18 protein-coding genes are annotated in these 23,908 nt (G+C 71.2%); 14 read left to right on the top strand and 4 right to left on the bottom strand.

Going from position 1 to position 23,908, the window contains the following annotated elements; genetic code table 11:
* Window positions 1-24 precede the first annotated feature (24 nt).
* Window positions 25-2,922 (top strand): vitamin B12-dependent ribonucleotide reductase, encoded by a 2,898-nt coding sequence (locus KV381_RS28485; RefSeq protein WP_030080122.1) that lies wholly within the window; start codon window positions 25-27, stop codon window positions 2,920-2,922.
* A gap of 123 nt (window positions 2,923-3,045) precedes the next feature.
* On the opposite strand, the gene KV381_RS28490 is transcribed toward KV381_RS28485, so the two are convergent.
* The gene (locus KV381_RS28490; protein WP_030633343.1) at window positions 3,046-3,582 is read right to left on the bottom strand and encodes a TerD family protein; all 537 of its coding nucleotides are present in this window, start codon (window positions 3,580-3,582) and stop codon (window positions 3,046-3,048) included.
* A 173-nt stretch (window positions 3,583-3,755) separates the two neighbouring features.
* On the opposite strand from KV381_RS28490, the gene KV381_RS28495 reads away from it, so the two are divergent.
* The 6 genes from KV381_RS28495 (at window position 3,756) to KV381_RS28520 (ending at window position 9,637) form a co-directional block, all read left to right on the top strand.
* Complete coding sequence (locus KV381_RS28495; RefSeq protein ID WP_218786665.1) at window positions 3,756-4,361, top strand: YdbC family protein; 606 nt, start codon at window positions 3,756-3,758, stop codon at window positions 4,359-4,361.
* Between the two features lie 98 nt (window positions 4,362-4,459).
* On the top strand, window positions 4,460-5,119 hold the full coding sequence (locus tag KV381_RS28500; RefSeq protein ID WP_030080117.1) for a histidine phosphatase family protein: 660 nt from the start codon (window positions 4,460-4,462) through the stop codon (window positions 5,117-5,119).
* A 12-nt stretch (window positions 5,120-5,131) separates the two neighbouring features.
* Window positions 5,132-6,040: an ADP-ribosylglycohydrolase family protein gene (locus tag KV381_RS28505; RefSeq protein ID WP_030080115.1), complete on the top strand. Its 909-nt coding sequence runs from the start codon at window positions 5,132-5,134 to the stop codon at window positions 6,038-6,040.
* Window positions 6,041-6,307: 267 nt separating this feature from the next.
* Complete coding sequence (locus KV381_RS28510) at window positions 6,308-8,077, top strand: DUF4153 domain-containing protein (RefSeq protein WP_218786666.1); 1,770 nt, start codon at window positions 6,308-6,310, stop codon at window positions 8,075-8,077.
* A gap of 149 nt (window positions 8,078-8,226) precedes the next feature.
* A complete protein-coding gene (locus tag KV381_RS28515; protein ID WP_030080111.1) occupies window positions 8,227-8,937 on the top strand; it encodes a ribonuclease HII in 711 nt (236 codons plus the stop codon).
* A 61-nt stretch (window positions 8,938-8,998) separates the two neighbouring features.
* Entirely contained in the window at window positions 8,999-9,637 is a 639-nt protein-coding gene (locus tag KV381_RS28520) for a hypothetical protein (RefSeq protein WP_218787314.1), read from the top strand.
* Window positions 9,638-9,773: 136 nt separating this feature from the next.
* On the opposite strand, the gene KV381_RS28525 is transcribed toward KV381_RS28520, so the two are convergent.
* On the bottom strand, window positions 9,774-10,415 hold the full coding sequence (locus KV381_RS28525) for a hypothetical protein (RefSeq protein WP_030080107.1): 642 nt from the start codon (window positions 10,413-10,415) through the stop codon (window positions 9,774-9,776).
* Between the two features lie 216 nt (window positions 10,416-10,631).
* Window positions 10,632-12,803, bottom strand: a complete 2,172-nt coding sequence (locus KV381_RS28530) for a RecQ family ATP-dependent DNA helicase (RefSeq protein WP_030080105.1) — start codon at window positions 12,801-12,803, stop codon at window positions 10,632-10,634.
* A 110-nt stretch (window positions 12,804-12,913) separates the two neighbouring features.
* On the opposite strand from KV381_RS28530, the gene KV381_RS28535 reads away from it, so the two are divergent.
* The 6 genes from KV381_RS28535 (at window position 12,914) to KV381_RS28560 (ending at window position 20,952) form a co-directional block, all read left to right on the top strand.
* On the top strand, window positions 12,914-14,335 hold the full coding sequence (locus KV381_RS28535) for a DUF4192 domain-containing protein (RefSeq protein WP_098026047.1): 1,422 nt from the start codon (window positions 12,914-12,916) through the stop codon (window positions 14,333-14,335).
* Between the two features lie 91 nt (window positions 14,336-14,426).
* Complete coding sequence (locus tag KV381_RS28540; protein ID WP_030080101.1) at window positions 14,427-15,185, top strand: NUDIX domain-containing protein; 759 nt, start codon at window positions 14,427-14,429, stop codon at window positions 15,183-15,185.
* Between the two features lie 145 nt (window positions 15,186-15,330).
* Window positions 15,331-17,067 carry an ATP-binding cassette domain-containing protein gene (locus tag KV381_RS28545; protein ID WP_103536857.1) on the top strand — a complete coding sequence of 579 codons (1,737 nt, stop codon included), beginning with the start codon at window positions 15,331-15,333 and terminating at the stop codon, window positions 17,065-17,067.
* Between the two features lie 160 nt (window positions 17,068-17,227).
* Window positions 17,228-18,115 (top strand): FadR/GntR family transcriptional regulator, encoded by an 888-nt coding sequence (locus KV381_RS28550; RefSeq protein WP_181007909.1) that lies wholly within the window; start codon window positions 17,228-17,230, stop codon window positions 18,113-18,115.
* A 323-nt stretch (window positions 18,116-18,438) separates the two neighbouring features.
* On the top strand, window positions 18,439-19,986 hold the full coding sequence (locus tag KV381_RS28555) for an RNA polymerase sigma factor (protein ID WP_030631423.1): 1,548 nt from the start codon (window positions 18,439-18,441) through the stop codon (window positions 19,984-19,986).
* A 135-nt stretch (window positions 19,987-20,121) separates the two neighbouring features.
* Window positions 20,122-20,952: a trypsin-like serine protease gene (locus KV381_RS28560; RefSeq protein ID WP_103536858.1), complete on the top strand. Its 831-nt coding sequence runs from the start codon at window positions 20,122-20,124 to the stop codon at window positions 20,950-20,952.
* 120 nt (window positions 20,953-21,072) lie between these two features.
* On the opposite strand, the gene KV381_RS28565 is transcribed toward KV381_RS28560, so the two are convergent.
* Complete coding sequence (locus tag KV381_RS28565) at window positions 21,073-21,306, bottom strand: hypothetical protein (RefSeq protein ID WP_030080091.1); 234 nt, start codon at window positions 21,304-21,306, stop codon at window positions 21,073-21,075.
* Window positions 21,307-21,753: 447 nt separating this feature from the next.
* Here KV381_RS28565 and KV381_RS28570 point away from each other — a divergent pair, with 447 nt between their 5' ends.
* A complete protein-coding gene (locus KV381_RS28570; RefSeq protein WP_030631429.1) occupies window positions 21,754-23,880 on the top strand; it encodes a type IIA DNA topoisomerase subunit B in 2,127 nt (708 codons plus the stop codon).
* Window positions 23,881-23,908: the final 28 nt, after the last annotated feature.

Genomic DNA, 23,908 nt, shown 5'->3' on the forward strand with positions numbered 1-23,908 from the left:
TTTCGCCCACATATGGGAGGCGGCATGACAGAGACGGCGAGCGGCCCGGCACGAGGTTCCCGCACCAAGGGCGCCAAGGCGAGCAAGGGTCTGCGTATCGAGCGCATCCACACCAACCCCGGCGTGCACCCGTACGACGAGGTGGCGTGGGAGCGCCGTGACGTCGTCATGACCAACTGGCGCGACGGCTCGATCAACTTCGAGCAGCGTGGCGTCGAGTTCCCCGACTTCTGGTCGGTGAACGCGGTCAACATCGTCACCAGCAAGTACTTCCGCGGAGCTGTCGGCACGCCGCAGCGCGAGACCGGTCTCAAGCAGCTGATCGACCGGATCGTGAAGACGTACCGCAAGGCCGGTGAGGAGAACAGCTACTTCGCCTCTCCCGCGGACGCCGAGATCTTCGAGCACGAGCTGGCCTACGCCCTCCTGCACCAGGTCTTCAGCTTCAACTCCCCGGTCTGGTTCAACGTCGGCACGCCCCAGCCGCAGCAGGTCTCCGCCTGCTTCATCCTGGCCGTCGACGACTCCATGGAGTCGATCCTCGACTGGTACAAGGAAGAGGGCATGATCTTCAAGGGCGGCTCCGGCGCCGGCCTGAACCTCTCCCGCATCCGCTCCTCCAAGGAGCTCCTCTCCTCCGGCGGCAACGCCTCGGGACCGGTCTCGTTCATGCGCGGCGCCGACGCGTCCGCCGGAACGATCAAGTCGGGCGGTGCCACCCGCCGCGCGGCCAAGATGGTCATTCTCGACGTCGACCACCCCGACATCGAGAACTTCATCGAGACCAAGGTCAAGGAGGAGGAGAAGATCCGCGCCCTGCGCGACGCGGGCTTCGACATGGACCTGGGCGGCGACGACATCACGTCCGTCCAGTACCAGAACGCCAACAACTCGGTCCGCGTGAACGACGAGTTCATGAAGGCCGTCGAGTCCGGCGGCAAGTTCGGGCTGCGCGCCCGGATGACCGGCGACGTCATCGAAGAGGTCGAGGCCAAGTCCCTCTTCCGCAAGATGGCCGAGGCCGCCTGGGCGTGCGCCGACCCGGGCATCCAGTACGACGACACCATCAACGCCTGGCACACCTGCCCGGAGTCCGGCCGGATCAACGGCTCGAACCCGTGCAGCGAGTACATGCACCTGGACAACACCTCGTGCAACCTCGCCTCGCTGAACCTGATGAAGTTCCTCAAGGACGACGGCCTGGGCAACCAGTCCTTCGAGTCCGAGCGCTTCGCCAAGGTCGTCGAGCTGGTCATCACCGCGATGGACATCTCGATCTGCTTCGCGGACTTCCCCACGCAGAAGATCGGCGAGAACACCCGCGCCTTCCGCCAGCTCGGCATCGGCTACGCCAACCTCGGCGCCCTGCTGATGGCGACCGGTCACGCGTACGACAGCGACGGCGGCCGCGCGCTCGCCGGCGCCATCACCTCGCTGATGACCGGCACCTCCTACCGCCGCTCCGCCGAACTGGCCGCGGTCGTCGGCCCGTACGACGGCTACGCCCGCAATGCCGAGCCGCACCAGCGCGTCATGAAGCAGCACTCCGACGCCAACGCCAAGGCCGTCCACGTCGACGACCTCGACTCGCCGGTCTGGGCCGCCGCGACGGAGGCCTGGCAGGACGTGATCCGGCTCGGCGCGAAGAACGGTTTCCGTAACGCGCAGGCCTCGGTCATCGCGCCCACCGGCACCATCGGTCTCGCGATGTCCTGCGACACCACCGGTCTGGAGCCCGACCTCGCCCTGGTCAAGTTCAAGAAGCTGGTCGGCGGCGGCTCGATGCAGATCGTCAACGGCACGGTGCCGCAGGCGCTGCGCCGTCTCGGCTACCAGCCGGAGCAGATCGAGGCGATCGTCGCCCACATCGCCGAGCACGGCAACGTGGTCGACGCCCCGGGCCTGAAGACCGAGCACTACGAGGTCTTCGACTGCGCGATGGGCGAGCGCTCCATCTCCGCGATGGGCCACGTCCGGATGATGGCGGCCATCCAGCCGTGGATCTCCGGCGCGCTCTCCAAGACGGTGAACCTCCCCGAGACGGCCACCGTCGAGGACGTCGAGGAGGTCTACTTCGAGGCGTGGAAGATGGGCGTCAAGGCGCTCGCGATCTACCGCGACAACTGCAAGGTCGGCCAGCCCCTCTCCGCCAAGACCAAGGACAAGGAGAAGGAAGAGGTCACCGCGAAGGCCGAGGAGACCATCCGCGAGGCGGTCGAGAAGGTCGTCGAGTACCGCCCGGTCCGCAAGCGCCTCCCCAAGGGCCGTCCCGGCATCACCACCTCCTTCACGGTGGGCGGCGCCGAGGGCTACATGACCGCCAACTCCTACCCGGACGACGGTCTCGGCGAGGTCTTCCTGAAGATGTCCAAGCAGGGCTCGACCCTGGCGGGCATGATGGACGCCTTCTCCATCGCCGTCTCGGTCGGTCTGCAGTACGGCGTCCCGCTGGAGACGTACGTCTCGAAGTTCACCAACATGCGCTTCGAGCCGGCCGGTATGACGGACGACCCGGACGTGCGGATGGCACAGTCGATCGTCGACTACATCTTCCGTCGCCTGGCGCTCGACTTCCTGCCGTTCGAGACCCGCTCGGCCCTCGGCATCCACTCCGCCGAGGAGCGTCAGCGCCACCTGGACACCGGCAGCTACGAGCCGTCGTTCGAGGCGGACGGCCTGGACGCGGACAGCCTGGCCCAGTCGGCCCCGGTCCACGCCGAGCCCCTGAAGGTGGTGGCGGCTCCCCAGGAGTCCGCCGCGAAGCCCGCGCCGAGGACGGCGCACACCTCGGCCGAACTGGTCGAGATGCAGCTCGGCATCAGCGCCGACGCCCCGCTCTGCTTCTCCTGCGGTACGAAGATGCAGCGCGCCGGCTCCTGCTACATCTGCGAGGGCTGCGGCTCCACGAGCGGCTGCAGCTGACCGGCCGCGGAAGCGTGAGCGGCACCGCGTAGGGTCCGGCTGACCTGCGGGTGCACGAAGGGGACCGGCCACCGGCCGGTCCCCTTCGGCATGCCGTCCCGGGTTGTCCGGAACTGACCGCTGTCAGCCCTCGGCGGCCCGGCTTCCCATCGCGGCCGCGAACGCGTCGGGGTCGCCGTCGTAACCGCGTACGGCCGACCGGAAACCCCAGGGGCCCGAGCCGTCCCGGGTGAATTCCCCGACCACCGCCGCGGTCGCCCACGCCACGTCGGAGAAGTCGTTCTCCGCCAGCTTCGTGTAGCCCTCGACGATCTCCATCGCCGTACTCCCTATGGCGCCGAAGGTCTTGTGACCCTCGCGCTGCTGGATGGCGACGCCGACCACCACCCGCCCGTACCGATCCGCGAGCCGGTTCAGCTCGATGGTCATGACCTCGTCGAAGCCGAAGCCCTGGCCGGTCCGGCTGTCCCGGTTCAGCGTGATGGTGCCGTCCGGGGAGCGGCTGTCGAAGTGGACCAGATAGGCGGGGGCGCCGTACGGATCGTCGGCCGCGTAGGTCGCCGCGATGATGTCGAGGTCGTTGGCCGGCGCCCCGTGCGGGCTGGGGTCCCATTTGACCCGCACTTCGACCTTCTCGATGTCCTTGTTCGGAGTGCTCAAGAAACTCCCCTCCCGGCCTACGGCCCACGGACCGTTCTCTTCGCCCGATACACGACTGACCCGATCATGTACGGAACCGGCCGCCGAACCAACTGCCCCGGAACCGGACGGCGGATTCGGGCCACCCACCGGGACCGTGACCGGCGCCACGTTCCGCGCCGTACGATGGCGCGGTGCTGGTGAAGTGGATTCGCTGCTCCGTGGTGGACCGTCATGGTTTCGAACGGGGACAGCGGAAGTGGGCGGGGCTGCTCGGCGAGCCGGGGTTCATAGGACAGAGCGGTGGGTGGAGCCGAACGCGCCCCGACGTCGCCCATGTCTTCGCCTTCTGGGAGAACCGCGTCTTCTACGACTCCTTCATGGCCCGCGGACACGACCGGCTGGCAGCCGGGCAGTCGGGCATGTTCCGGGATATGCAGGTCACCCTCTTCGAGCGCCGCTTCGACGTGAAGACGGGCTTCGAACCCCACTTCGCGGAGGCGGACGTCGTCAGGGTCGCGCACAGCCGGGTGCACGAGGAGCGCGCGGAGCACTTCGTGCTGATGCAGAAGCAGGTGTGGAATCCCGCCATGGCCGGATCGCCCGGCATGGTGCGTGGTGTGTTCGGCGAGGCGCCCGGCAACGAGTTCCTGGCGCTGTCCCTGTGGAAGTCGAGCGCCGAGCGCGGCAAGTACCGCACGGCGGGGGCCGAGCGGCTGGCGGCCCGCGCGCAGACCGAGACGGACGTGATCGAGCTGACGGGCGACGTCGTGGACCTGGAACCGTCCTGGACGGTGTGACCCGGGCGGCCCGGCCCCTCCCGGACCGGGCGACCCGCGCGGCCCCCTCCGGCCGCCCCGGCCGGTCGTGCGGCTCCGATCCGATCTAGGCTCGGGACATGGCACGACCGCAGCGCATAGTCCTCGTCCGGCACGGCGAGTCCGAGGGCAACGCCGACGACACGGTGTACGAGCGGGAGCCCGACCACGCGCTCCGGCTCACCGACACGGGTCTGCGGCAGGCCCGGGCGGCCGGGGAGGAGCTGCGGGAGCAGTTCGGCGAGGAGCGGGTGAGCGTCTACATCTCGCCGTACCGCCGTACCCACGAGACGTTCCGGTCCTTCGGCCTGGACCCGGCACGCGTCCGGGTCCGCGAGGAGCCCCGGCTGCGCGAGCAGGACTGGGGCAACTGGCAGGACCGGGACGACGTACGGCAGCAGAAGGCCTACCGGGACGCCTACGGGCACTTCTTCTACCGTTTCGCCCAGGGCGAGTCCGGCGCCGACGTCTACGACCGGGTCGGGGCGTTCCTGGAGAGCCTGCACCGCAGCTTCGAGGAGCCGGACCACCCGGAGAACGTCCTGCTGGTCACCCACGGACTGACGATGCGGCTGTTCTGCATGCGCTGGTTCCACTGGTCGGTCGCGGAGTTCGAGTCGCTGTCCAACCCGGGCAACGGCGAGACGCGGACCCTGCTGCTCGGCGAGAACGGCCGCTACACGCTCGACCGGCCCTTTCAACGCTGGCGAACCCCTGAGCCGTACGGCCGCACCGGATAGAGTGGCTGTGCGATGACCGCTGATTCTGTTTCCGCGCGGCGCTTCGAACGCGCCCTGGCCAGCCTGCGTGGGCTGTCCGTGGGAGACGCCCTGGGCTCCCAGTTCTTCGTCCCCGTCAACTACCCCCTCCTCAAACAGCGCGCCCTGCCGCCCGGGCCCTGGCAGTGGACCGACGACACCGAGATGGCCTGCTCGGTCCTGGCCGTGCTCACCGAGCACGGCCGCATCGACCAGGACGCGCTCGCCCGCTCCTTCGCCGAACGCCACGACTTCGACCGGGGCTACGGCCCCGCCGTCAACCGGCTCCTCAGGCTCGTACGGGAGGGCGGCGACTGGCGGGAACTGTCCTCGGCGCTCTTCAACGGCCAGGGCTCCTGGGGGAACGGTTCGGCGATGCGCATCGCCCCGCTCGGCGCCTGGTACGCGGACGATCCCGAGCAGGCCACGCACCAGGCGGAGATCTCCTCGTACACCACGCACCAGCACCGCGAGGCCGTCGTCGGCGCGATGGCCGTGGCCGCCGCCGCCTCGCTCGCCGCCGCCCCCGGCGGGCCGCCGAGCCCCGAGGACCTCCTCGACGGCGTCATCGCGCTCGTGCCGCGCAGTGCCGTCGGCGCGGGGCTGCGCCGGGCCCGCGACATGCTGGACTACCGGGACGCCGGGACGGTCGCCGCGGTCCTCGGCAACGGCCGCCGGACCAGCGCACACGACACCGTGCCGTTCGCGCTCTGGTCGGCGGCCCGGAGCCTCGGGAACTACGAGGAGGCGTTCTGGGTCACGGCCCAGGCCGGCGGCGACGTCGACACGACGTGCGCCATCGTCGGCGGTGTCGTCGCCTCGGGCGAGGCCGGAGCACCGCCTGCCGACTGGCTGGCACAGACGGAGGAACCGCCGGCGTGGATGACCCCGTCGCTGCGCTGACCCGGGCCCTGCGCTGATGCCGGTTCCTGAGCTGATCCCGGCCGCCGCACCGATCCCGGTTCCGGGCTGACACCGTTCGCGCCGTCCTCTGTCACGGTCCTGCCACAGGAGCCCTCGGCGTGTCGGTGAAGCGCCTGCGAACGCGAGTTCGGGATTACTCTTTCGGCCACGCCGCCCCTGGTTGATCTTGAGGGCGTGCGCCGAATGAGACGCCGGGACAGGCGGACGGCCCCGGGCCGCGCGTGGACCCGGTCGGGGAGGGGTCCCATGTCCGATCAGCCGTCCGAACCGTCCAGACCGCCGGAGAAGTCCGAGGAGGCCGGTACGCCCCGGCCACCGGAGCAGCCGGATCCGCCGGCGGCCTCGGAGGCGGCCAAGCCCGCCGAGGTCACCGCCACACCGTCCGCGGACAAGCCGCAGCCGGCCCGCTCCCAGGCCACCGGTGCGCGGGCCGCCGCCGGTGCCGGTAAGCCCGGCGGCCCCTGGCAGCACGCCGCAGGGGCGCCCGGCGCCAAGGACGACGGTGTGACGGCCCGGCTCCGCCCCGCCGCTCCGCCCCTCATCCGCCCCGCAGTGCTCTGGTCGGTCCTGGCCACCGCCGTCCTGAGCGCGCTCTTCCTGGGCGACGGAATCGGGGTGAACCTTCTCATCGTGGCGGTGCCCGCCGCGCTGGCCGCGTTCTTCGCCGCACGGGCCGCGGGTCGCAGGCTGCGGCCCTGGACCGCGACCTGGGCGCTGGGAGGTCTCGCGCTGCTCGCGGTACCGGCGCTCCGGGACGCGGGCTGGCCCACCTTCCTCGCCGTGGTGTCGGCCTTGGCGCTCGGCTCGCTGGCGCTGCACGGCAGCCGCAGCTGGCTGGGCGTGCTGGTCGGCTCGCTGGGCCTGTTCGACTCGGTCGTGCCCGGCATCATCTGGGGCGTACGGGGGATCCGCGCGCGGGCCGACGGCTCCCGGGCGCGCTGGGGCGCCGCCCTGCGGACCACGGCGGTGGCGCTCGTGCTGCTGGTGGTGTTCGGAACCCTCTTCGCCAGTGCGGACGCCGCGTTCGCCGATCTGCTCGGCAGCCTGATGCCCGACGCCTCGATCGGCGAGGGGCCGTGGCGGATCTTCCTGTTCGCCCTCGGACTGGCGGGCGCGCTCGCCGCCGCGTACGCCGCCGCGGCCCCGGTGCGCTGGGACGGTCTCACCGTACGGCCCGGCAAACCCCGGGGACGGGCGGAGTGGGCCCTTCCGCTGATGGTGCTCAACCTGCTCTTCGCCGCGTTCATCACCCTCCAGCTCGTCGTCCTCCTCGGGGGCTACGAGAAGGTGCGGGCGGAGACCGGGCTCGATCACGCCGAGTACGCCCGCCAGGGCTTCTGGCAACTGCTGTGGGCCACCCTGCTCACCCTCCTCGTGATCGCCCTGGCCCTGCGCTGGGCGCCGCGCGGCGGCAGCCGGGACCGGACGCTGGTGCGCGCCGTCCTCGGCACCCTCTGTGCGCTCACCCTCGTCGTCGTCGCCTCCGCGCTGCGCCGCATGGACCTGTACGTCGAGGAGTACGGCCTGACCAGGCTCCGGATATCCGTGGCCGCGATGGAGCTCTGGCTCGGGGTGGTGCTGATCCTGATCCTGGCGGCCGGAGTCTTCGGGGCCCGGTTCCTTCCGCGCGCCATCGCGGTGAGCGCGGCCGCCGGGGTCCTGGCCTTCGGGCTGCTCTCGCCGGACGGACTGATCGCCGAACAGAACGTCCAGCGCTTCGAGAACAGCACGTCGACCGCCATCGACATCGACTACGTCAAGGACCTCTCCGCCGACGCCGTGCCTGCCCTGGACCGACTGCCCGAACCGGAACGCTCCTGTGCGCTGCGGATCATCCAGAACGAAGTCCTCCACGCCGACACCCCCTGGTACGCGACCAGCTGGGGCGAGGCGCGGGCGAAGGAGATCCTGGAGAAGCGGCCGGTCGAGGGCGACGGCCGCGACTGCTACCGGGCGGGCCGGAGCGGAACCCGCGACGGCTACCAGCCGGACGACGACGGGTACGACCCGTACTGAGCACGTCCCGCCGGGGCGAAGGCCCCGCCGAGCCCCATGGGTTCGGCGGGGCCACGAGGTCTCGAAGCCGCCTCCGACGACTGATTCGCGGTATGCCCGGCGCCCCGGGGTGTTGCTGCCGTGGCACTCGGCGTACGCTGTCAGGCGCCATGCCGTACGAACCACCCACGCACACCGTCGAGCGCTCGCTTCGCGCTACCACCGGTGCCAGGACCGTCGCCGGTGTCGATGAGGTCGGACGCGGTGCGTGGGCCGGACCCGTCACCGTGTGCGCGGCGGTCACCGGACTGCGCCGACCGCCCGAAGGCCTCACCGATTCCAAGCTGTTGACCCCCCGACGGCGTGCCGAACTCGCCCCCGTACTCCGGAGCTGGGTCACCGCCTACGCGCTGGGAGAGGCCTCGCCGCAGGAGATCGACGACCTCGGCATGACCGCCGCCCTCCGGCTCGCCGCCGTGCGGGCCCTGGACGGACTGCCGGTGCGGCCCGACGCGGTGATCCTCGACGGCAAGCACGACTACCTGGGCGCCCCCTGGAAGGTCCGCACCGTGATCAAGGGCGACCAGTCCTGTATCGCGGTCGCGGCGGCCTCGGTGATCGCCAAGGTGCACCGCGACGGGATGATGGCCGAGCTGGGCGCCGCGTCCGAGGACTGCTCCGGCTTCGCCTTCGACGCCAACGCGGGGTACCCCTCGCCGGTGCACCGGGCCGCTCTGGAGGAGCGGGGGCCCACGGCCCATCACCGGCTCTCCTGGGCGTATCTGGACGCGCTGCCCCGGTGGCAGCACCTGAAGAAGGTCCGTATTTCCGCCGAGGCGGCCGCACTCGAAAGCGGGGGCCAGCTCGGCTTCGAATTCTGATCGCGCACACGCGCCCCTTTTACCGACGCCGACGACATCGGCGTTCGCACCGACCACTTTCCTGCCTCTGATCTTCGAGGAGCCTCAGATTCCCGAGAGCGCCCAGGGTCCCCGCGTCACTCCGGCCGCCGGCCGCACCGCGCCGACCCCCCGTCCCGTACCCGGCCCGCGTTCCGCGGCCACCCCGCGTCCCGGTCGCCCGGGCCCCGGCCCCGCGCGCCCCGCGCCCCCGGCGCAGCGCGCCCACCCCGCCCCCGCGGCGCCCGCCGCACCGGCACCCACCCGCCCGGCGCCGACGGAGGATCGCTCCGCGCCGCAGATCCAGCTGATCCCGGCACCGGCGGCGGGCGCACTCGACGCGGCCGAGGAGGCCGTCGACCTGCTGCTGGAGTCCGGTCGCGCACCGGGCGACATCCTGGTGCTCACCACCGGCGAACAGCACCCGTGGGCCGCCCACGAGCTGTCCTTCGGCGAAGCGGCGTACTGGGCCCAGCACGACGCGGGCGACGACGTCTTCTTCGCCGACGCCTCCTTCGCGCAGAAGGCGGGCTCCCGGCCCGTGGTCGTCGTCGCGGTCAACGACGCCGACCGGACCGCGGCGGCCCGGACGCTGCCCGTCGCACGCGACCGTGCCGCGGCGCTGCTGATCGTCTGCGGCGACCCGCAGACGATCAACTCCGCGCTCGGCGCCGGGGTCTGAACACGGTCCGAACACGCCCCACCGGTGTCCCCGGCCGCCCGCACGGGCGGCCGGAGGCACCACCGCCGGTCTTCGGGCCGTGCACCGGGCCTGACCCCTGCCTGCCCGGACCGGCGCCTGCCGGATCGGTGTCCGTTCAGCGGGCGGCGGTCCGGCGCAGGGCCTCCGCCGCGCCGCCGCCCGACCGGGTCGGGGAGGTCAGGTGGTCGCTGACGGAGTCGGCCAGCAACGAGGGCTCCGACAGTGAACTGGGCCGTCGCCCGCCCCTTCCCTCCCCGAGCACCTGCCAGCCCCCGCGGGTGAGCGTGATGTAGGCACCGCAGCGGAGCCCGTGCAGGGTGCAGGCGTCCCGGAGGCCCCACATCCACGCGCCGTCCTCCTCGGTCCACCGTTCGTCGCCGTCGCGGCAGTACAGCAGAACGGCCGTACGGACCGGAGTGCGGCGGCGCAGATCGTGCGGGATGACGCGCCGCAACTGCGCCAGCAGGGCGTTGCGGAACTCCCAGCCGTCCGCGGCCACCGTCGTCCGGCGGGCGAACGAGGCGCTGGCCGTGAGCCGTTCCTCATGATCGAGGACCGCGACCACGGCGGTGGCCGGCACCGGCCGGTGCCGGGAGTGCAGCCCGCTGACGACTTCCCGGGGACTGCGGAGCAGAGGTATGCCCGCCGAGGCCCACTCGGCCGGTTCGAGCATCCGGGCAAGGCGGTTGACGGAGTCTGCGGAAACCGAGGACGCCGCTGTCGAAGTGGCTGTGGGCGGGGCGAATCCGAAGGTCACGGTCCTCCCTTCGCTACGCGCCCGTGGTGCGGGCAGGGTCGAGTGAGGGCGCGCCGCGACACAGCCCTTCCGGGCCCGATGAGGAACTGTGCGGGGGCATCTCCAATTCTCCCTGGCCTACCGGCAGGCGGCAACGAGCAATTACTGCGGCTGACGGGAATCAGCCGGAATGACACTGATATCCCTGCCCAGACCCGCCCGGGATGACTCCTCCTGTCACCCCTGAACCGCGAGGACCAGCGGAAACACCCCCTGTGCTCCGGCCCGCCGGAGCAGCCGCCCGGCCACGGCCAGGGTCCAGCCGGTGTCCGAAAGATCGTCCACCAGCAGAACGGGGCCGTCCGCGGCCGCCAACGCCTCCGCCAGCTCCGGCTCCACGACCAGGGCCTCGTGCAACGCCCGTACCCGCTGCGCGCTGTTGGTCTGCGACATCATCATGTCCTCGGCGCCCGGAGCGTAGGAGACCGTCCCGAGCAGGGGCATCCGGCCGATCTCGGAGATGCGCAGGCCGAGCGACCCGACCAGTTGCGGTCTGCGGCGCGAGGCGACGGTCACCACACCGACCGGCCGCGGAGCGGCGTCCGCCGAACCGGAGGCCCAACCGCCCGGCCCCTTCGCCCAGTCGGCGAGCACGGTGACCACGGCGTTCGTGACATCGTCCGGCACCGGCCCGTCCGGAGCCTGTGCCGCGAGCATGGGACGCAGCCGGTTGCCCCAGCCGATGTCGGAGAGCCGGCCGAGCGCCCGGCCGGTGAAGGACAGCTCTCCCGCCGGGATGCGCCCCTTGAGATCGATGCCCACCGCGGGCAGGCCGGTGGGCCACATCTTGCGGGGATCCACCTCGACACCGGGCCGGCCCAGTTCGTCGCGCGCTCCGTCCAGGGCGGCGGTGGAGACCTTGTCGTCGAACCGGGCGCCCGCGCAGTTGTCACAGCGTCCGCAGGGCGCGGCCTCCTCGTCGTCGAGGCGCAGCCGCAGGAACTCCATCCGGCACGCCGTCGTCGAGGCGTAGTCACGCATGGCCTGCTGTTCGGCCTCCCGCTGCCGGGCGACCCAGGCATAACGCTCGGCGTCGTAGACCCAAGGGGCACCCGTGGAGATCCAGCCGCCCTTGACGCGCTTCACCGCACCGTCGACGTCCAGCACCTTGAGCATCGTCTCCAGCCTGGTCCGCCGCAGATCGACCAGGGGCTCCAGCGCCGGGAGGGAGACCGGCCGCTCCGCGCGGGCCAGAACGTCCAGGGTGCGCCGCACCTGCTCCTCCGGCGGGAAGGCGACGGACGCGAAGTACTGCCAGATCGCCTCGTCCTCCTTGCCGGGGAGCAGCAGCACCTCGGCGTGCTCGACACCGCGCCCCGCACGCCCGACCTGCTGGTAGTAGGCGATGGGGGAGGAGGGCGAGCCCAGGTGCACGACGAAGCCGAGGTCGGGCTTGTCGAATCCCATGCCCAGCGCGGAGGTGGCGACCAGGGCCTTGACCCGGTTGGCCAGCAGATCGTCCTCGGCCTGCTGGCGCTCGGCGTTCTCGGTCCGCCCGGTGTACGAGGCCACCGCGTGCCCGTTCTGACGCAGATAGGCCGTGATCTCCTCGGCCGCCGCCACGGTCAGCGTATAGATGATCCCGGAGCCGGGAAGCTCGCCGATGTGGTCGCCCAGCCAGGCCAGCCGGTGTGCCGCGCCCGGCAGTCGCAGCACGCTCAGGCTCAGGCTCTCCCGGTCCAGCGGGCCTCGTAGCACCAGCGCGTCGGTGCCCGCGCCGGTGCCCAGCTGTTCCGCGACGTCCGCCGTCACCCGGGCGTTGGCCGTGGCGGTGGTGGCGAGCACCGGGACCCCCGTCGGCAGATCGGCGAGCATCGTCCGCAGCCGCCGGTAGTCGGGCCGGAAGTCGTGCCCCCAGTCGGAGATGCAGTGGGCCTCGTCGACCACGAGAAGCCCGGTCGCCGCCGCCAGTTTCGGCAGCACCTGGTCGCGGAAGTCGGGATTGTTGAGGCGTTCCGGGCTCACGAGGAGGACGTCGACCTCGCCCGCCGCCACCTCGGCCTGGACGCTCTCCCACTCCTCCGTGTTGGACGAGTTGATCGTGCGGGCGCTGATCCCGGCCCGGGCCGCCGCCGCGACCTGGTTGCGCATCAGGGCCAGCAGTGGCGAGACGATCACCGTCGGGCCGGCGCCCTGCGCACGGAGCAGCGAGGTCGCCACGAAGTAGACGGCGGACTTGCCCCAGCCGGTGCGCTGCACGACCAGGGCTCTGCGTTTGTCGGCGACGAGCGCCTCGATGGCCACCCACTGGTCCTCGCGCAGCACGGCCGTACCGGTGGCATCGCCCACCAGGCGGGCGAGGACGGAATCGGCCGAAGCCCTGAGCGCTGCACGATCTGCGTTGGTCATGCCCCCATGCAACCCGATGGCCACGACAAACCGCGAACGACAGGGCGAGCCTGTGGATAACGTTATCCACAGGGGTCGCGGGATCCGGCGGGCTGCGGGACCGTCAAGCCATGAACAAGCACCACGAATCCACCGGCCCGGCCGGGGAACAGCAGATCACCCTGCGCGGCCCCGCCGAGCTCGCCGACGCCCTCCCGTATCTCATGGGCTTCTACCCCAACGACAGCGTCGTGATGGTCGCCCTGCACGGCGGCCAGGGCCGGTTCGGCGGCCGGCTCCGGCTCGGCATTCCGCAGGCGCCCGGAGAATGGGGGCCGGTCGCCGACCAACTGGCGGAGTGCCTGGTATCGGGGAGCGAGCGCCGCGAAGGACGGCCCGACGCGATCGTGATCTTCCTCTGCCAGGACTCGCCGGACGGTTCGGGCGGCCCGCTGACCATGGAGCGGCTCAGGCCGTTCGCGCAACGCCTGCGCACGGCGTGCGGAGCGCTCGACGTGCCCGTCCTCGAAGCGCTCTGCATCTCCGATGGCCGCTACTGGTCCTACTGCTGCCCCGACCCCCGGTGCTGCCCCGAGCAGGGCAACCCGCTGGCCATGCCCGGCACCACGGTGATGGCCGCGGCCGCCACCTACGCGGGCGTCCATGTCCGGGGCACGCTCCGCGACATGGAGGCGAGGCTTCAGCCCTGGCGGACCCCGGTCGACGTGACCACGCAGCAGGAGGCCCTGGACAGGGCTGTGCCGGTGCTGATGCCGAGGCTGCTGGACGAGCGGGCCAGGCGGGAGGTCGCGGCCCGGACCCTTCGGCTGGCGCGCACGCTCATGGACCGCATCGAACGGGCGCAGCCGGCTCCTCCCGCGCTCGCGGACGCGGGGGACGACCAGCTCATCGGCTCCGACGAGGCCGCCGCGGTCATCCTCGGGCTCCAGGACCGGGAGACCCGGGACAGGGCGGCGGCCTGGATGGAGGGGGCGGAAGCACAGTCGGCGCTGCGTCTGTGGCGGGCCCTGGCACGGCGCTGCGTCGGGCGGTACGGGGAGCACGCGGCCGCTCCGCTCACGCTGGCGGGCTGGGTGTCCTGGTCCACGGGGGACGAGCCGGGCGCGCGGGTCGCGCTGACGCTGGCGCTGCGCGCCGATCCCGACTACACCTTCGCCCAACTGCTGCACCGGGCCTGCAACGAAGGGCTCGATCCGGAGGCCCTGCGCCGCTGCCTGCGCGAGACCGCGGACGAGGGCCCGGACGGGGGACCGGGCGAGGGCGAGGCCGTGGGTGCGGAGACGGGCTCCGGCGCCGGGGCGGCGGAGGAGTCGGCGTCCACCGCCGCCGACCGGGGTACCACCCCGCTGCGGGTCCGCAGGGTCCGTCGGCTGCCCGACGGCGGCCGACGGCGCGGGCGTGCTCCCCGGCTTCCGGGCGCCGAGCGGGGAAAGGCGGCACCGGGATCGGTCCGTCCCCGGCCCTCGGCGGCCGGGCGGCGGCCGAGCGAGGCCCGGCGGTACGGCCGACGCGGCACCAGGACGCGCCGATGACCCGTCACCCGGAACCGACCCCGGAACCCGGACTGATCACGAGCATGCCGAAGGGAGTGTTTATCGTCAGGCAGACGACTATGATCGCGACATGCCGCCCTACGACCCGTCGACCTTCCCGCCCTTCGCTGTCACCGTCGACCTGGTCGTGCTCACGGTGCGCCGTCACGCGCTCTGCGCGTTGGTCGTCCGCCGCGGAGAGACCCCGTTCCAGGGCCGATGGGCACTGCCCGGCGGATTCGTCAGGATGGACGAGGATCTGGGGTCCGCGGCGGCACGTGAACTCGTCGAGGAAACCGGCCTCTGCGCACACGATCCGGCGAAACCCGCCGTGGGCAACGGCGCACATCTGGAGCAGTTGGCCACCTACGGCGATCCGGCGCGCGACCCCCGGATGCGCGTGGTCAGCGTCGCCCACCTCGCCCTCGCACCGGACCTGCCCGCGCCCCGGGCCGGCGGTGATGCCAACAGCGCGCGCTGGGCGCCGGTCGAGGATCTGCTGCACCCCGGCACCGGACGTGAGGGCGAACAGGCGGCGCCGCTGGCCTTCGACCACGCCCGGATCCTGGCCGACGGAGTGGAGCGGGCCCGCTCCAAGATCGAATACTCCTCGCTGGCCACGGCGTTCTGCCCGCCGGAGTTCACGGTCGGCGAGTTGCGCCGGGTGTACGAAGCGGTGTGGGGCGTGGTCCTCGACCCCCGCAACTTCCACCGCAAGGTCACCGGAACGCCCGGATTCCTGGTGCCTTCCGGCGGGACGACCACGCGACAGGGCGGCCGGCCCGCGCAGTTGTTCCGGGCCGGGGCGGCCACGGTCCTCAATCCGCCGATGCTGCGGCCCGAGGTCTGAGTCACCGGGCGTTCCGCCGTTGATGGCCGCGCGGAACGCCTGTCGACTCACCCCTGCACCAAAAGTCGGAAATGTCGCGTTATGTTGCTGGGTAACCCCCTGCCGCCGAGCGGTCTCACCTTCCGCGAGAGACGCGAGAGAAGCGATGCTCCAGGCCATCGGACTCACCAGCACCCCCCGTCGCGACGCTCCGCCCGCCGTGAACGATCTGACCTTCGAGGCTCCGCCCGGCCGTGTCACGGCCCTGCTGGGCGCCCCTGGCTCGGGCAGGACCACGGCCCTGCGCCTGATGCTCGAACTGGACGCCGGGCGGGGCGTCGCCTACTTCCGGGGGCGGCCGCTGCACCGCATCGCCCATCCGGCACGGGAAGTGGGCGTACTGCTCGGCGATGTGCCGGGCCACCCCTCCCGGACCGCCCGGGGCCACCTCCGCATGCTCTGCGCGGCAGCCGGAGTGCCCGCCACCCGGGCCGACGAAGTGCTCGAAGTGGTCGGTCTCGCCGGGCTCGGGGACCAGCGTCTGGGCACGCTCTCGGTGGGCATGGACCGTCGGCTCGGCCTCGCCTCCGCGCTGCTCGGAGACCCGCACACGCTGATCCTGGACGAGCCCGCGGAGGGGCTGTCCCCACGCGAGAACAGCTGGTTGTACGGGCTGTTGCGCGCACACGCGGCCCAGGGCGGCACGGTTCTCCACACCACCGGCGACCCCAAGGAGGCGGCTCGCACGGCCGACCGCGTCGTCACCATCGGTGGCGGGCGCCTCGTCGCCGACCAGGACGTCGCCGACTTCGCCCGCACCCGGCTCCGGGCCCGGGTCGCCGTCCGCACCCCGCACGCGGCCCGGCTGGCGGCCGTGGTCAGCAGAGAGGCCCGGGCCGCACAACGCTCCGTCGAAGTGGTCGAGGAAGCGGCCGGCCGGCTGACGGTCTACGGCAGCAACTGCGCGGAGATCGGCGACACCGCCTACCGGCACGGCGTCCCCGTGCACCAGCTCGCCGACGAGATCGGCGACACCGGACCCGCCGCCCCGGCGGAGAGCGGGAGCGGGGAGCGCGACGACTCGGCCGCCGCCCTGTCCGAGCTGCCGCCCCCGATCCGGGTGCGCCCCGCACGCGGCCCCCTGCGCCCGCTCCGGTACGAACTGCGCCGCTCCCTCGGCGTCAGGACAACGGCCATGATCATGGCGGCCGTTCTGGTGGTGTCGGTGGCGGTGTCCGTTCTGCTCGCCCGCACCGACGGCACCGCGCTGCCCCGCGTGCTCGCCGCTTGGCCCGCCCTGCTGCCGCTGCCTCCCGCCGCACTCGGCGCGGGTCTGCTCGGGGCGCTGTCCTTCGGGGACGAGTTCCGCTATCCGGCACTCGCCGCCGCGCGCGGCACCGTGCCCCGGCGGCTCGGGCTGCTGCTGGCCAAGCTCTCCGTGACCGCGGGCTTCGCCCTGTTGCTCGCCGGTCTCGTCGTGGTGTGCGGAGCGCAGAGCCTCCGGCTCGTATACGGACCGGACTTGGTCGAGATCCCTTCGAACGCCGTCGCACTGGGCGTGAGTTGGGCCGCTCTGACGGTCGGCTGTGCCTGGGCGGGGCTGCTGGCGGCCGGCGTCTTCCGGGTGGCCGGAGCGGGCATCGCGGCGGTGCTGGCCGTTCCGGTGCTCGTCGTTCCGTTGGTGCAGAAGCTCTTCGCGGCGCCGTCCGCGCGTTCGGTGGCCGGACTCCCGGGTCGGCTGCGCGAACTGGCCGGATGGCAGCTGCCGCAACAGGCCGACCAGTGGGTCCTCGCCGTCGCGCGGGTGGTGGCCCAACCCGTCGGGACAGCGCTCGCCCTGTCGTTGTCAGCCCTGATCTGCGCGTATCTGTTCACCAGCCTTCGAGGGAAGGCGCGTTGGTGATCACGGTCGTCCCGCGTCGAGGACAGGAGCCCACAACTCCCTGAGAAATGCCGGATTTGTAGGCATATGGCGTCAATTGCGGAGCGAGCGCCGATCACCCTTTCGTGTGCTTTTCACCAAAGACCTCAAGGGGCGGGCGAGCCGCGCCGACAAAGGATGCGTGAGTACCCTTGCGCACACCATGATGACCGCCGCCCGCACCGTCGACTCCGGCCTGGCCGGCTCGGGCGAACTCGACCGCTACCCCTATACGGAGGCGCAGGCCGGCGAGCGTGCCGCAGCCCGGTCCTGGGGCGGTGCCGATTCCGAGTTGGGACGGGCGAGCCGACGGGGGGCGGCCAGCCGCGGGCGCGGTCTCCACGGCCAACTCGTCCAGCAGCTGGGCCAGATGATCGTTTCCGGTGACCTCGGCGCGGACCGCCCCCTCGTTCCCGAGGAGATCGGCCAGCGGTTCGAGGTCTCCCGCACCGTCGTACGCGAATCCCTGCGCGTCCTCGAAGCCAAGGGGCTGGTCAGCGCGCGCCCCAATGTGGGGACGAGGGTCCGCCCGGTCAGCGACTGGAACCTGCTGGATCCCGACATCATCGAATGGCGGGCCTTCGGCCCGCAGCGAGACGACCAGCGCCGTGAGCTGGCCGAGCTCCGCTGGACCATCGAACCGCTCGCGGCCCGCCTCGCGGCCGGGCATGGCCGGGACGACATTCAGCAGCGCCTCGGCGACATGGTGGAGATCATGGGGCACGCGATGGGACAGGGGGACGCGATCACGTTCTCCCGCGCCGACGCGGAGTTCCACGCCCTGCTCATCCAGGCCGCGGGCAACCGGATGCTCGAACACCTTTCCGGCATCGTCTCGGCCGCCCTCCATGTCTCCGGCGGTCCCGTCACCGGCTGTGACCGGCCGGGTGAGACCTCGCTCGCCCATCACGCGCGCATCGCCGACGCCCTGGCCTCGGGTGACGCCGGGGCCGCCGAGACGGCCATGCGTCAGCTGCTCGTCGTCCACCCCGACGTCGAGCGTGTGGTTCCCGCGCCGCGCGAGCACTGACCGGGGTGCGGCCGGATGTGTGCGCCCGGTGCCGCCGGGCCGCACGGGTCCGGCGGCACAATTGTGAGGGGATGCCGTCCATGGACCGGTTCGCCAGAAATGCGGTGTGACTCGGGCCACGCGGATTGGCCGTAACACTCCTCGAAGCAGCGCGATGACTTAAGAGGTGAGCGTCGCGGAAGGAATACAGCAGCCCTTGGGCGCGCTGTGCAGTTCTGAGGCCTGACCCGCGCCGTCGGCGACATCCCCAGTCGACGGTCGTCGGTTCCCGCCCTCTCCAGGGCAGGGCCGGAAGCCGTTTCCATCGTTCCGAGAGGTTGTTCGTGTCGGCCAGCACATCCCGTACGCTCCCGCCGGAGATCGCCGAGTCCGAGTCTGTGATGGCGCTCATCGAGCGGGGAAAGGCTGATGGGCAGATCGCCGGCGATGACGTGCGTCGGGCCTTCGAGGCTGACCAGATTCCGCCAACCCAGTGGAAGAACGTTCTGCGCAGCCTCAACCAGATCCTCGAGGAAGAGGGTGTGACGCTGATGGTCAGTGCCGCGGAGTCGCCGAAGCGCGCCCGCAAGAGCGTCGCAGCGAAGAGCCCGGTCAAGCGCACCGCCACCAAGACCGTCGCGGCGAAGACCACCGTGACCAGGACCGTCGCGGCCACCGCCGCCCCGGCGGCCGAGAGTGCGGACGCGGTGGCCGACGACGCCGTCGCGGCCGCTCCCGCCAAGAAGGCGGCAGCCAAGAAGACGGCTGCCAAGAAGACCGCCGCGAAGAAGACGGCGGCCAAGAAGACAGCGGCGAAGAAGTCCGGCAAGCAGGACGACGAGCTGCTCGAAGGTGACGAGGCCGCCGAGGAAGTCAAGGCGGGCAAGGGTGAGGAAGAGGAGGGCGAGGGCGAGAACAAGGGCTTCGTCCTCTCCGACGACGACGAGGACGACGCACCTGCCCAGCAGGTCGCCGTCGCCGGCGCCACCGCCGACCCGGTCAAGGACTACCTGAAGCAGATCGGCAAGGTTCCCCTCCTCAACGCCGAGCAGGAGGTCGAGCTCGCCAAGCGCATCGAGGCCGGTCTCTTCGCCGAGGACAAGCTGGCGAACGCCGACAAGCTCGCGCCGAAGCTCAAGCGCGAGCTGGAGATCATCGCCGAGGACGGCCGCCGGGCCAAGAACCACCTCCTGGAGGCCAACCTCCGTCTGGTGGTCTCCCTGGCCAAGCGCTACACCGGTCGCGGCATGCTCTTCCTGGACCTGATCCAGGAGGGCAACCTCGGTCTGATCCGCGCGGTCGAGAAGTTCGACTACACCAAGGGCTACAAGTTCTCCACGTACGCCACCTGGTGGATCCGTCAGGCGATCACCCGCGCCATGGCCGACCAGGCCCGCACCATCCGTATCCCGGTGCACATGGTCGAGGTCATCAACAAGCTCGCGCGCGTGCAGCGCCAGATGCTCCAGGACCTGGGCCGCGAGCCCACCCCGGAGGAGCTGGCCAAGGAACTCGACATGACCCCCGAGAAGGTCATCGAGGTCCAGAAGTACGGTCGCGAGCCGATCTCGCTGCACACCCCGCTCGGCGAGGACGGCGACAGCGAGTTCGGTGACCTGATCGAGGACTCCGAGGCCGTCGTCCCGGCGGACGCGGTCAGCTTCACGCTCCTCCAGGAGCAGCTCCACTCGGTGCTCGACACGCTCTCCGAGCGTGAGGCCGGCGTGGTCTCGATGCGCTTCGGTCTCACCGACGGCCAGCCGAAGACGCTCGACGAGATCGGCAAGGTCTACGGCGTGACGCGAGAGCGCATCCGTCAGATCGAGTCGAAGACGATGTCGAAGCTTCGTCACCCGTCGCGCTCCCAGGTGCTGCGCGACTACCTCGACTAGATCGCGGTATTTTCACCGGCCGAGGGCCCGGAACCCCCAGGGGATCCGGGCCCTCCGGCGTGTCCTCGGGTGCGTACCCGGACCGGCTGGATCACGCTGGGTGGATCACTTGTCACCTCAGCGTCAGGAGCCTCCATGCCCCGTCCCGTCGTCCGTGCCCTGACCGGGGTGCTCGCCCTGACCGCCGCCGCGGCCGTGCTGCCGTTCGCCTCGCCCGCACCGGCCGCCGCGGACAGCATCATCGTCGGCGGCCGGCCCGCCCCCGTGGCGGACAGCCCCTGGGCGGTGGCGCTGTCGAGCCGGGACCGGTTCGGAGGGGCGCGCTCGGGTCAGTTCTGCGGCGGCGTCGCCGTGGCGCCCACGAAGGTCCTGACGGCCGCCCACTGTCTGAGTGACGAGGCGCTCGGCGGACCGGCGAACCGGGTGAAGGACCTGCTGGTGATCGCCGGGCGGGAACGGCTGAGCGACTCCGGCGGCCAGGAGATCCTGGTCCGGTCCATCTGGGTGAACCCGGCGTACGACCCCGTCTCCAACGCCGGCGACCTCGCGGTGCTGACCCTGTCCCGCGCGCTGCCGAAGAACGGCGTGATCCCGATGGCCCGGGGCGGGGACGCCGCCTACCGGGCCGGGACCGCGGCGGACGTCTACGGGTGGGGCGACACGACCGGAAGCGGTACGTACGCCTCCGTGCTGCGCTCCGCGCGGGTGCGGGTCCTGCCGGACAGCGACTGCGCGCGGGCCTACCCGGGCGGCCAGGAGGGCACGTACAAGGCTTCGGCGATGGTCTGTGCGGGCGATCCGGCGGGCGGCCGGGATGCGTGCCAGGGCGACAGCGGCGGGCCGCTGGTGGCCCGTGGGCGGCTCATCGGCCTGGTGTCCTGGGGCAGCGGCTGCGGGCGCGCGGGCAGCCCCGGGGTGTACACCCGGGTCTCCGCCGCCCTGGAATGGGCCGCGGGCCGCATCTGAGCCCGGCCGGGCCGCGTGGGCGGTCCGGCCGTCACGACGAGAACGGGCGGCTCCCCCGGTGGGGGAGCCGCCCGTCGGCCGGTCCTGGACCGGCCCCTGGCTCGTCGTGGATGCGAGGTGTCAGTGTTGGTCCTCGTCGGCGGAAGCCGTCTGCACGGCGGTGAGCCGATCCGTCTCATCCTGTATTTCCGCGGCGATCTTCTTGAGTTCCGGCTCGAACTTGCGCCCGTGGTGGGCACAGAAGAGCAGTTCACCGCCACTGATCAGGACGACGCGCAGATATGCCTGGGCGCCGCAACGGTCACAGCGGTCTGCTGCGGTCAGCGGGCTCGCGGGGGTCAGAACAGTAGTCACGTCGCCTCTTCTCTAGCTCGACGAGCTGTCGTACCAGGGTCAACATCCAACCAGGCCGAAAACGTTCCCGCTCGTGGCTTTTCTTCGAAACTTCTTCTCGGTGTGGCTGTCTGTTGCCGGTTGGCGGCGAATGTGCCGTATGCGGAGCGCTACGGTTTCGCATTGCTTGTCTAGGGGGTTGGTCCCGCCGGCCGGCTTGCCGGTTTGTTCATGAGGACGTGCCCGGAGCCTAAATGGTTCATGCGTCGAAGGGAACGTGATGTGCACGTCACTCCAACGAATGATCGAACACCCATGCGAGCCTGGAAGAAGCTCGACTAGCATGAGGATTCCCCGAGGGTGGCGTTACAACCGCTCTACCAGGCCTCTGTAGGCTCTCAGCGGCAACCGAAGCCCAGCCCTGTACCCACGGGGGCCCCAGATGAAATTCAGCGAGGAGCGAACCGCGTGACCGCCGAAACGTCCGTGCCGTCCACCGCGATGCTGACCGGAGCAGGCGGCGACCGGGACAGCTCCAACTACACCGCGCGGCACCTTCTCGTCCTCGAAGGCCTGGAGGCGGTCCGCAAGCGCCCCGGGATGTACATCGGGTCCACCGACAGCCGTGGCCTGATGCACTGCCTCTGGGAGATCATCGACAACTCCGTCGACGAGGCGCTCGGGGGCTACTGCGACCAGATCGAGGTCATCCTCCACGACGACGCCTCCGTCGAGGTCCGGGACAACGGCCGCGGCATCCCGGTCGACGTCGAGCCCAAGACGGGCCTCTCCGGCATCGAGGTCGTCATGACCAAGCTGCACGCCGGAGGCAAGTTCGGCGGCGGCTCCTACGCCGCGTCCGGCGGCCTCCACGGCGTCGGCGCCTCCGTCGTCAACGCCCTCTCCTCCCGCCTGGACGTCGAGGTCGACCGCAACAGCGCGACCCACTCGATCAGCTTCCGGCGCGGTGTCCCCGGCATGTTCACCGAGCAGGGTCCGGACAGCCCGTTCGACCCGGCCAACGGCCTGCGCAAGGGCAAGCGCGTCCCCAAGACCCGTACCGGTACCCGGGTGCGGTACTGGGCGGACCGCCAGATCTTCCTCAAGGACGCCAAGCTCAACCTGGAGACGCTCTACCAGCGCGCCCGCCAGACGGCCTTCCTCGTCCCCGGTCTCACGATCATCGTCCGCGACGAGCGCGGGCTCGACGGCGAGGGCAAGACCGAGGAGACGTTCCGCTTCGACGGCGGCATCAGCGAGTTCTGCGAGTACCTGGCCCAGGACAAGGCCGTCTGCGACGTCCAGCGCCTCAGTGGCACGGGCACCTTCAAGGAGACCGTCCCGGTCCTCGACGACCGCGGCCACATGACCGCCACCGAGGTCACCCGAGAGCTGGCCGTCGACATCGCCCTGCGCTGGGGTACCGGCTACGACACGACCGTACGGTCGTTCGTGAACATCATCGCCACCCCCAAGGGCGGCACCCACGTCACCGGCTTCGAGCGCTCCCTGACCAAGACGGTGAACGAGGCGCTGCGCTCCGCCAAGATGCTGCGGGTCGCCGAGGACGACGTCGTCAAGGACGACGCCCTCGAAGGCCTCACGGCCGTCGTCACCGTCCGGCTCGCCGAGCCGCAGTTCGAGGGGCAGACCAAGGAGGTGCTCGGCACCTCGGCGGCCAACCGGATCGTGGCCAACGTGGTCGCCAAGGAGCTCAAGGCGTTCCTGACCTCGACGAAGCGGGACGCCAAGGCCCAGGCCAGGGCGGTGCTGGAGAAGGCCGTGGCCGCCGCCCGCACCCGCATCGCGGCCCGCCAGCACAAGGACGCCCAGCGCCGCAAGACCGCGCTGGAGTCCTCCTCGCTGCCCGCCAAGCTCGCCGACTGCCGCAGCGACGACGTCGAGCGCAGCGAGCTGTTCATCGTCGAGGGGGACTCGGCGCTCGGCACGGCCAAGCTGGCCCGGAACAGCGAGTTCCAGGCACTGCTGCCGATCCGCGGCAAGATCCTCAACGTACAGAAGTCGTCCGTCTCCGACATGCTGAAGAACGCCGAGTGCGGCGCGATCATCCAGGTCATAGGAGCCGGGTCCGGGCGGACCTTCGACATCGACGCCGCCCGCTACGGCAAGGTCATCATGATGACCGACGCCGATGTCGACGGCTCCCACATCCGGACCCTGCTGCTGACCCTCTTCCAGCGCTACATGCGCCCGATGGTCGAGGCCGGGCGGGTCTTCGCCGCCGTTCCGCCGCTGCACCGGATCGAGCTGGTCCAGCCCAAGAAGGGGCAGGACAAGTACGTCTACACCTACTCCGACAACGAGCTGCGCCAGACCCTCCTGGAGTTCCAGCGCAAGAACGTCCGGATCAAGGAATCGATCCAGCGCTACAAGGGCCTGGGCGAGATGGACGCCGATCAGCTGGCGGAGACGACGATGGACCCGCGCCACCGCACGCTGCGGCGCATCAACATCGGCGACCTGGAAGCCTCCGAGCAGGTCTTCGACCTGCTGATGGGCAACGAGGTCGCGCCCCGCAAGGAGTTCATCACCAGCTCCGCGGCCACCCTGGACCGCTCGCGCATCGACGCCTGACCCCCGTACACCCGCCCGGCCCCCGCTC

Origin of the sequence: Streptomyces sp. WY228, from assembly GCF_019287315.1 — a bacterium.
Classification (GTDB): domain Bacteria; phylum Actinomycetota; class Actinomycetes; order Streptomycetales; family Streptomycetaceae; genus Streptomyces; species Streptomyces caviscabies.

Bases quoted from the DNA above. Each gene is read 5' to 3' on its own strand.
- KV381_RS28485 (WP_030080122.1), top strand. From the start codon at position 25: ATGACAGAGACGGCGAGCGGCCCGGCACGAGGTTCCCGCACCAAGGGC.
- KV381_RS28500 (WP_030080117.1), top strand. From the start codon at position 4,460: ATGGCACGACCGCAGCGCATAGTCCTCGTCCGGCACGGCGAGTCCGAG.
- KV381_RS28505 (WP_030080115.1), top strand. From the start codon at position 5,132: ATGACCGCTGATTCTGTTTCCGCGCGGCGCTTCGAACGCGCCCTGGCC.
- KV381_RS28510 (WP_218786666.1), top strand. From the start codon at position 6,308: ATGTCCGATCAGCCGTCCGAACCGTCCAGACCGCCGGAGAAGTCCGAG.
- KV381_RS28515 (WP_030080111.1), top strand. From the start codon at position 8,227: ATGCCGTACGAACCACCCACGCACACCGTCGAGCGCTCGCTTCGCGCT.
- KV381_RS28530 (WP_030080105.1), bottom strand. From the start codon at position 12,803: ATGACCAACGCAGATCGTGCAGCGCTCAGGGCTTCGGCCGATTCCGTC.
- KV381_RS28535 (WP_098026047.1), top strand. From the start codon at position 12,914: ATGAACAAGCACCACGAATCCACCGGCCCGGCCGGGGAACAGCAGATC.
- KV381_RS28540 (WP_030080101.1), top strand. From the start codon at position 14,427: ATGCCGCCCTACGACCCGTCGACCTTCCCGCCCTTCGCTGTCACCGTC.
- KV381_RS28545 (WP_103536857.1), top strand. From the start codon at position 15,331: ATGCTCCAGGCCATCGGACTCACCAGCACCCCCCGTCGCGACGCTCCG.
- KV381_RS28560 (WP_103536858.1), top strand. From the start codon at position 20,122: ATGCCCCGTCCCGTCGTCCGTGCCCTGACCGGGGTGCTCGCCCTGACC.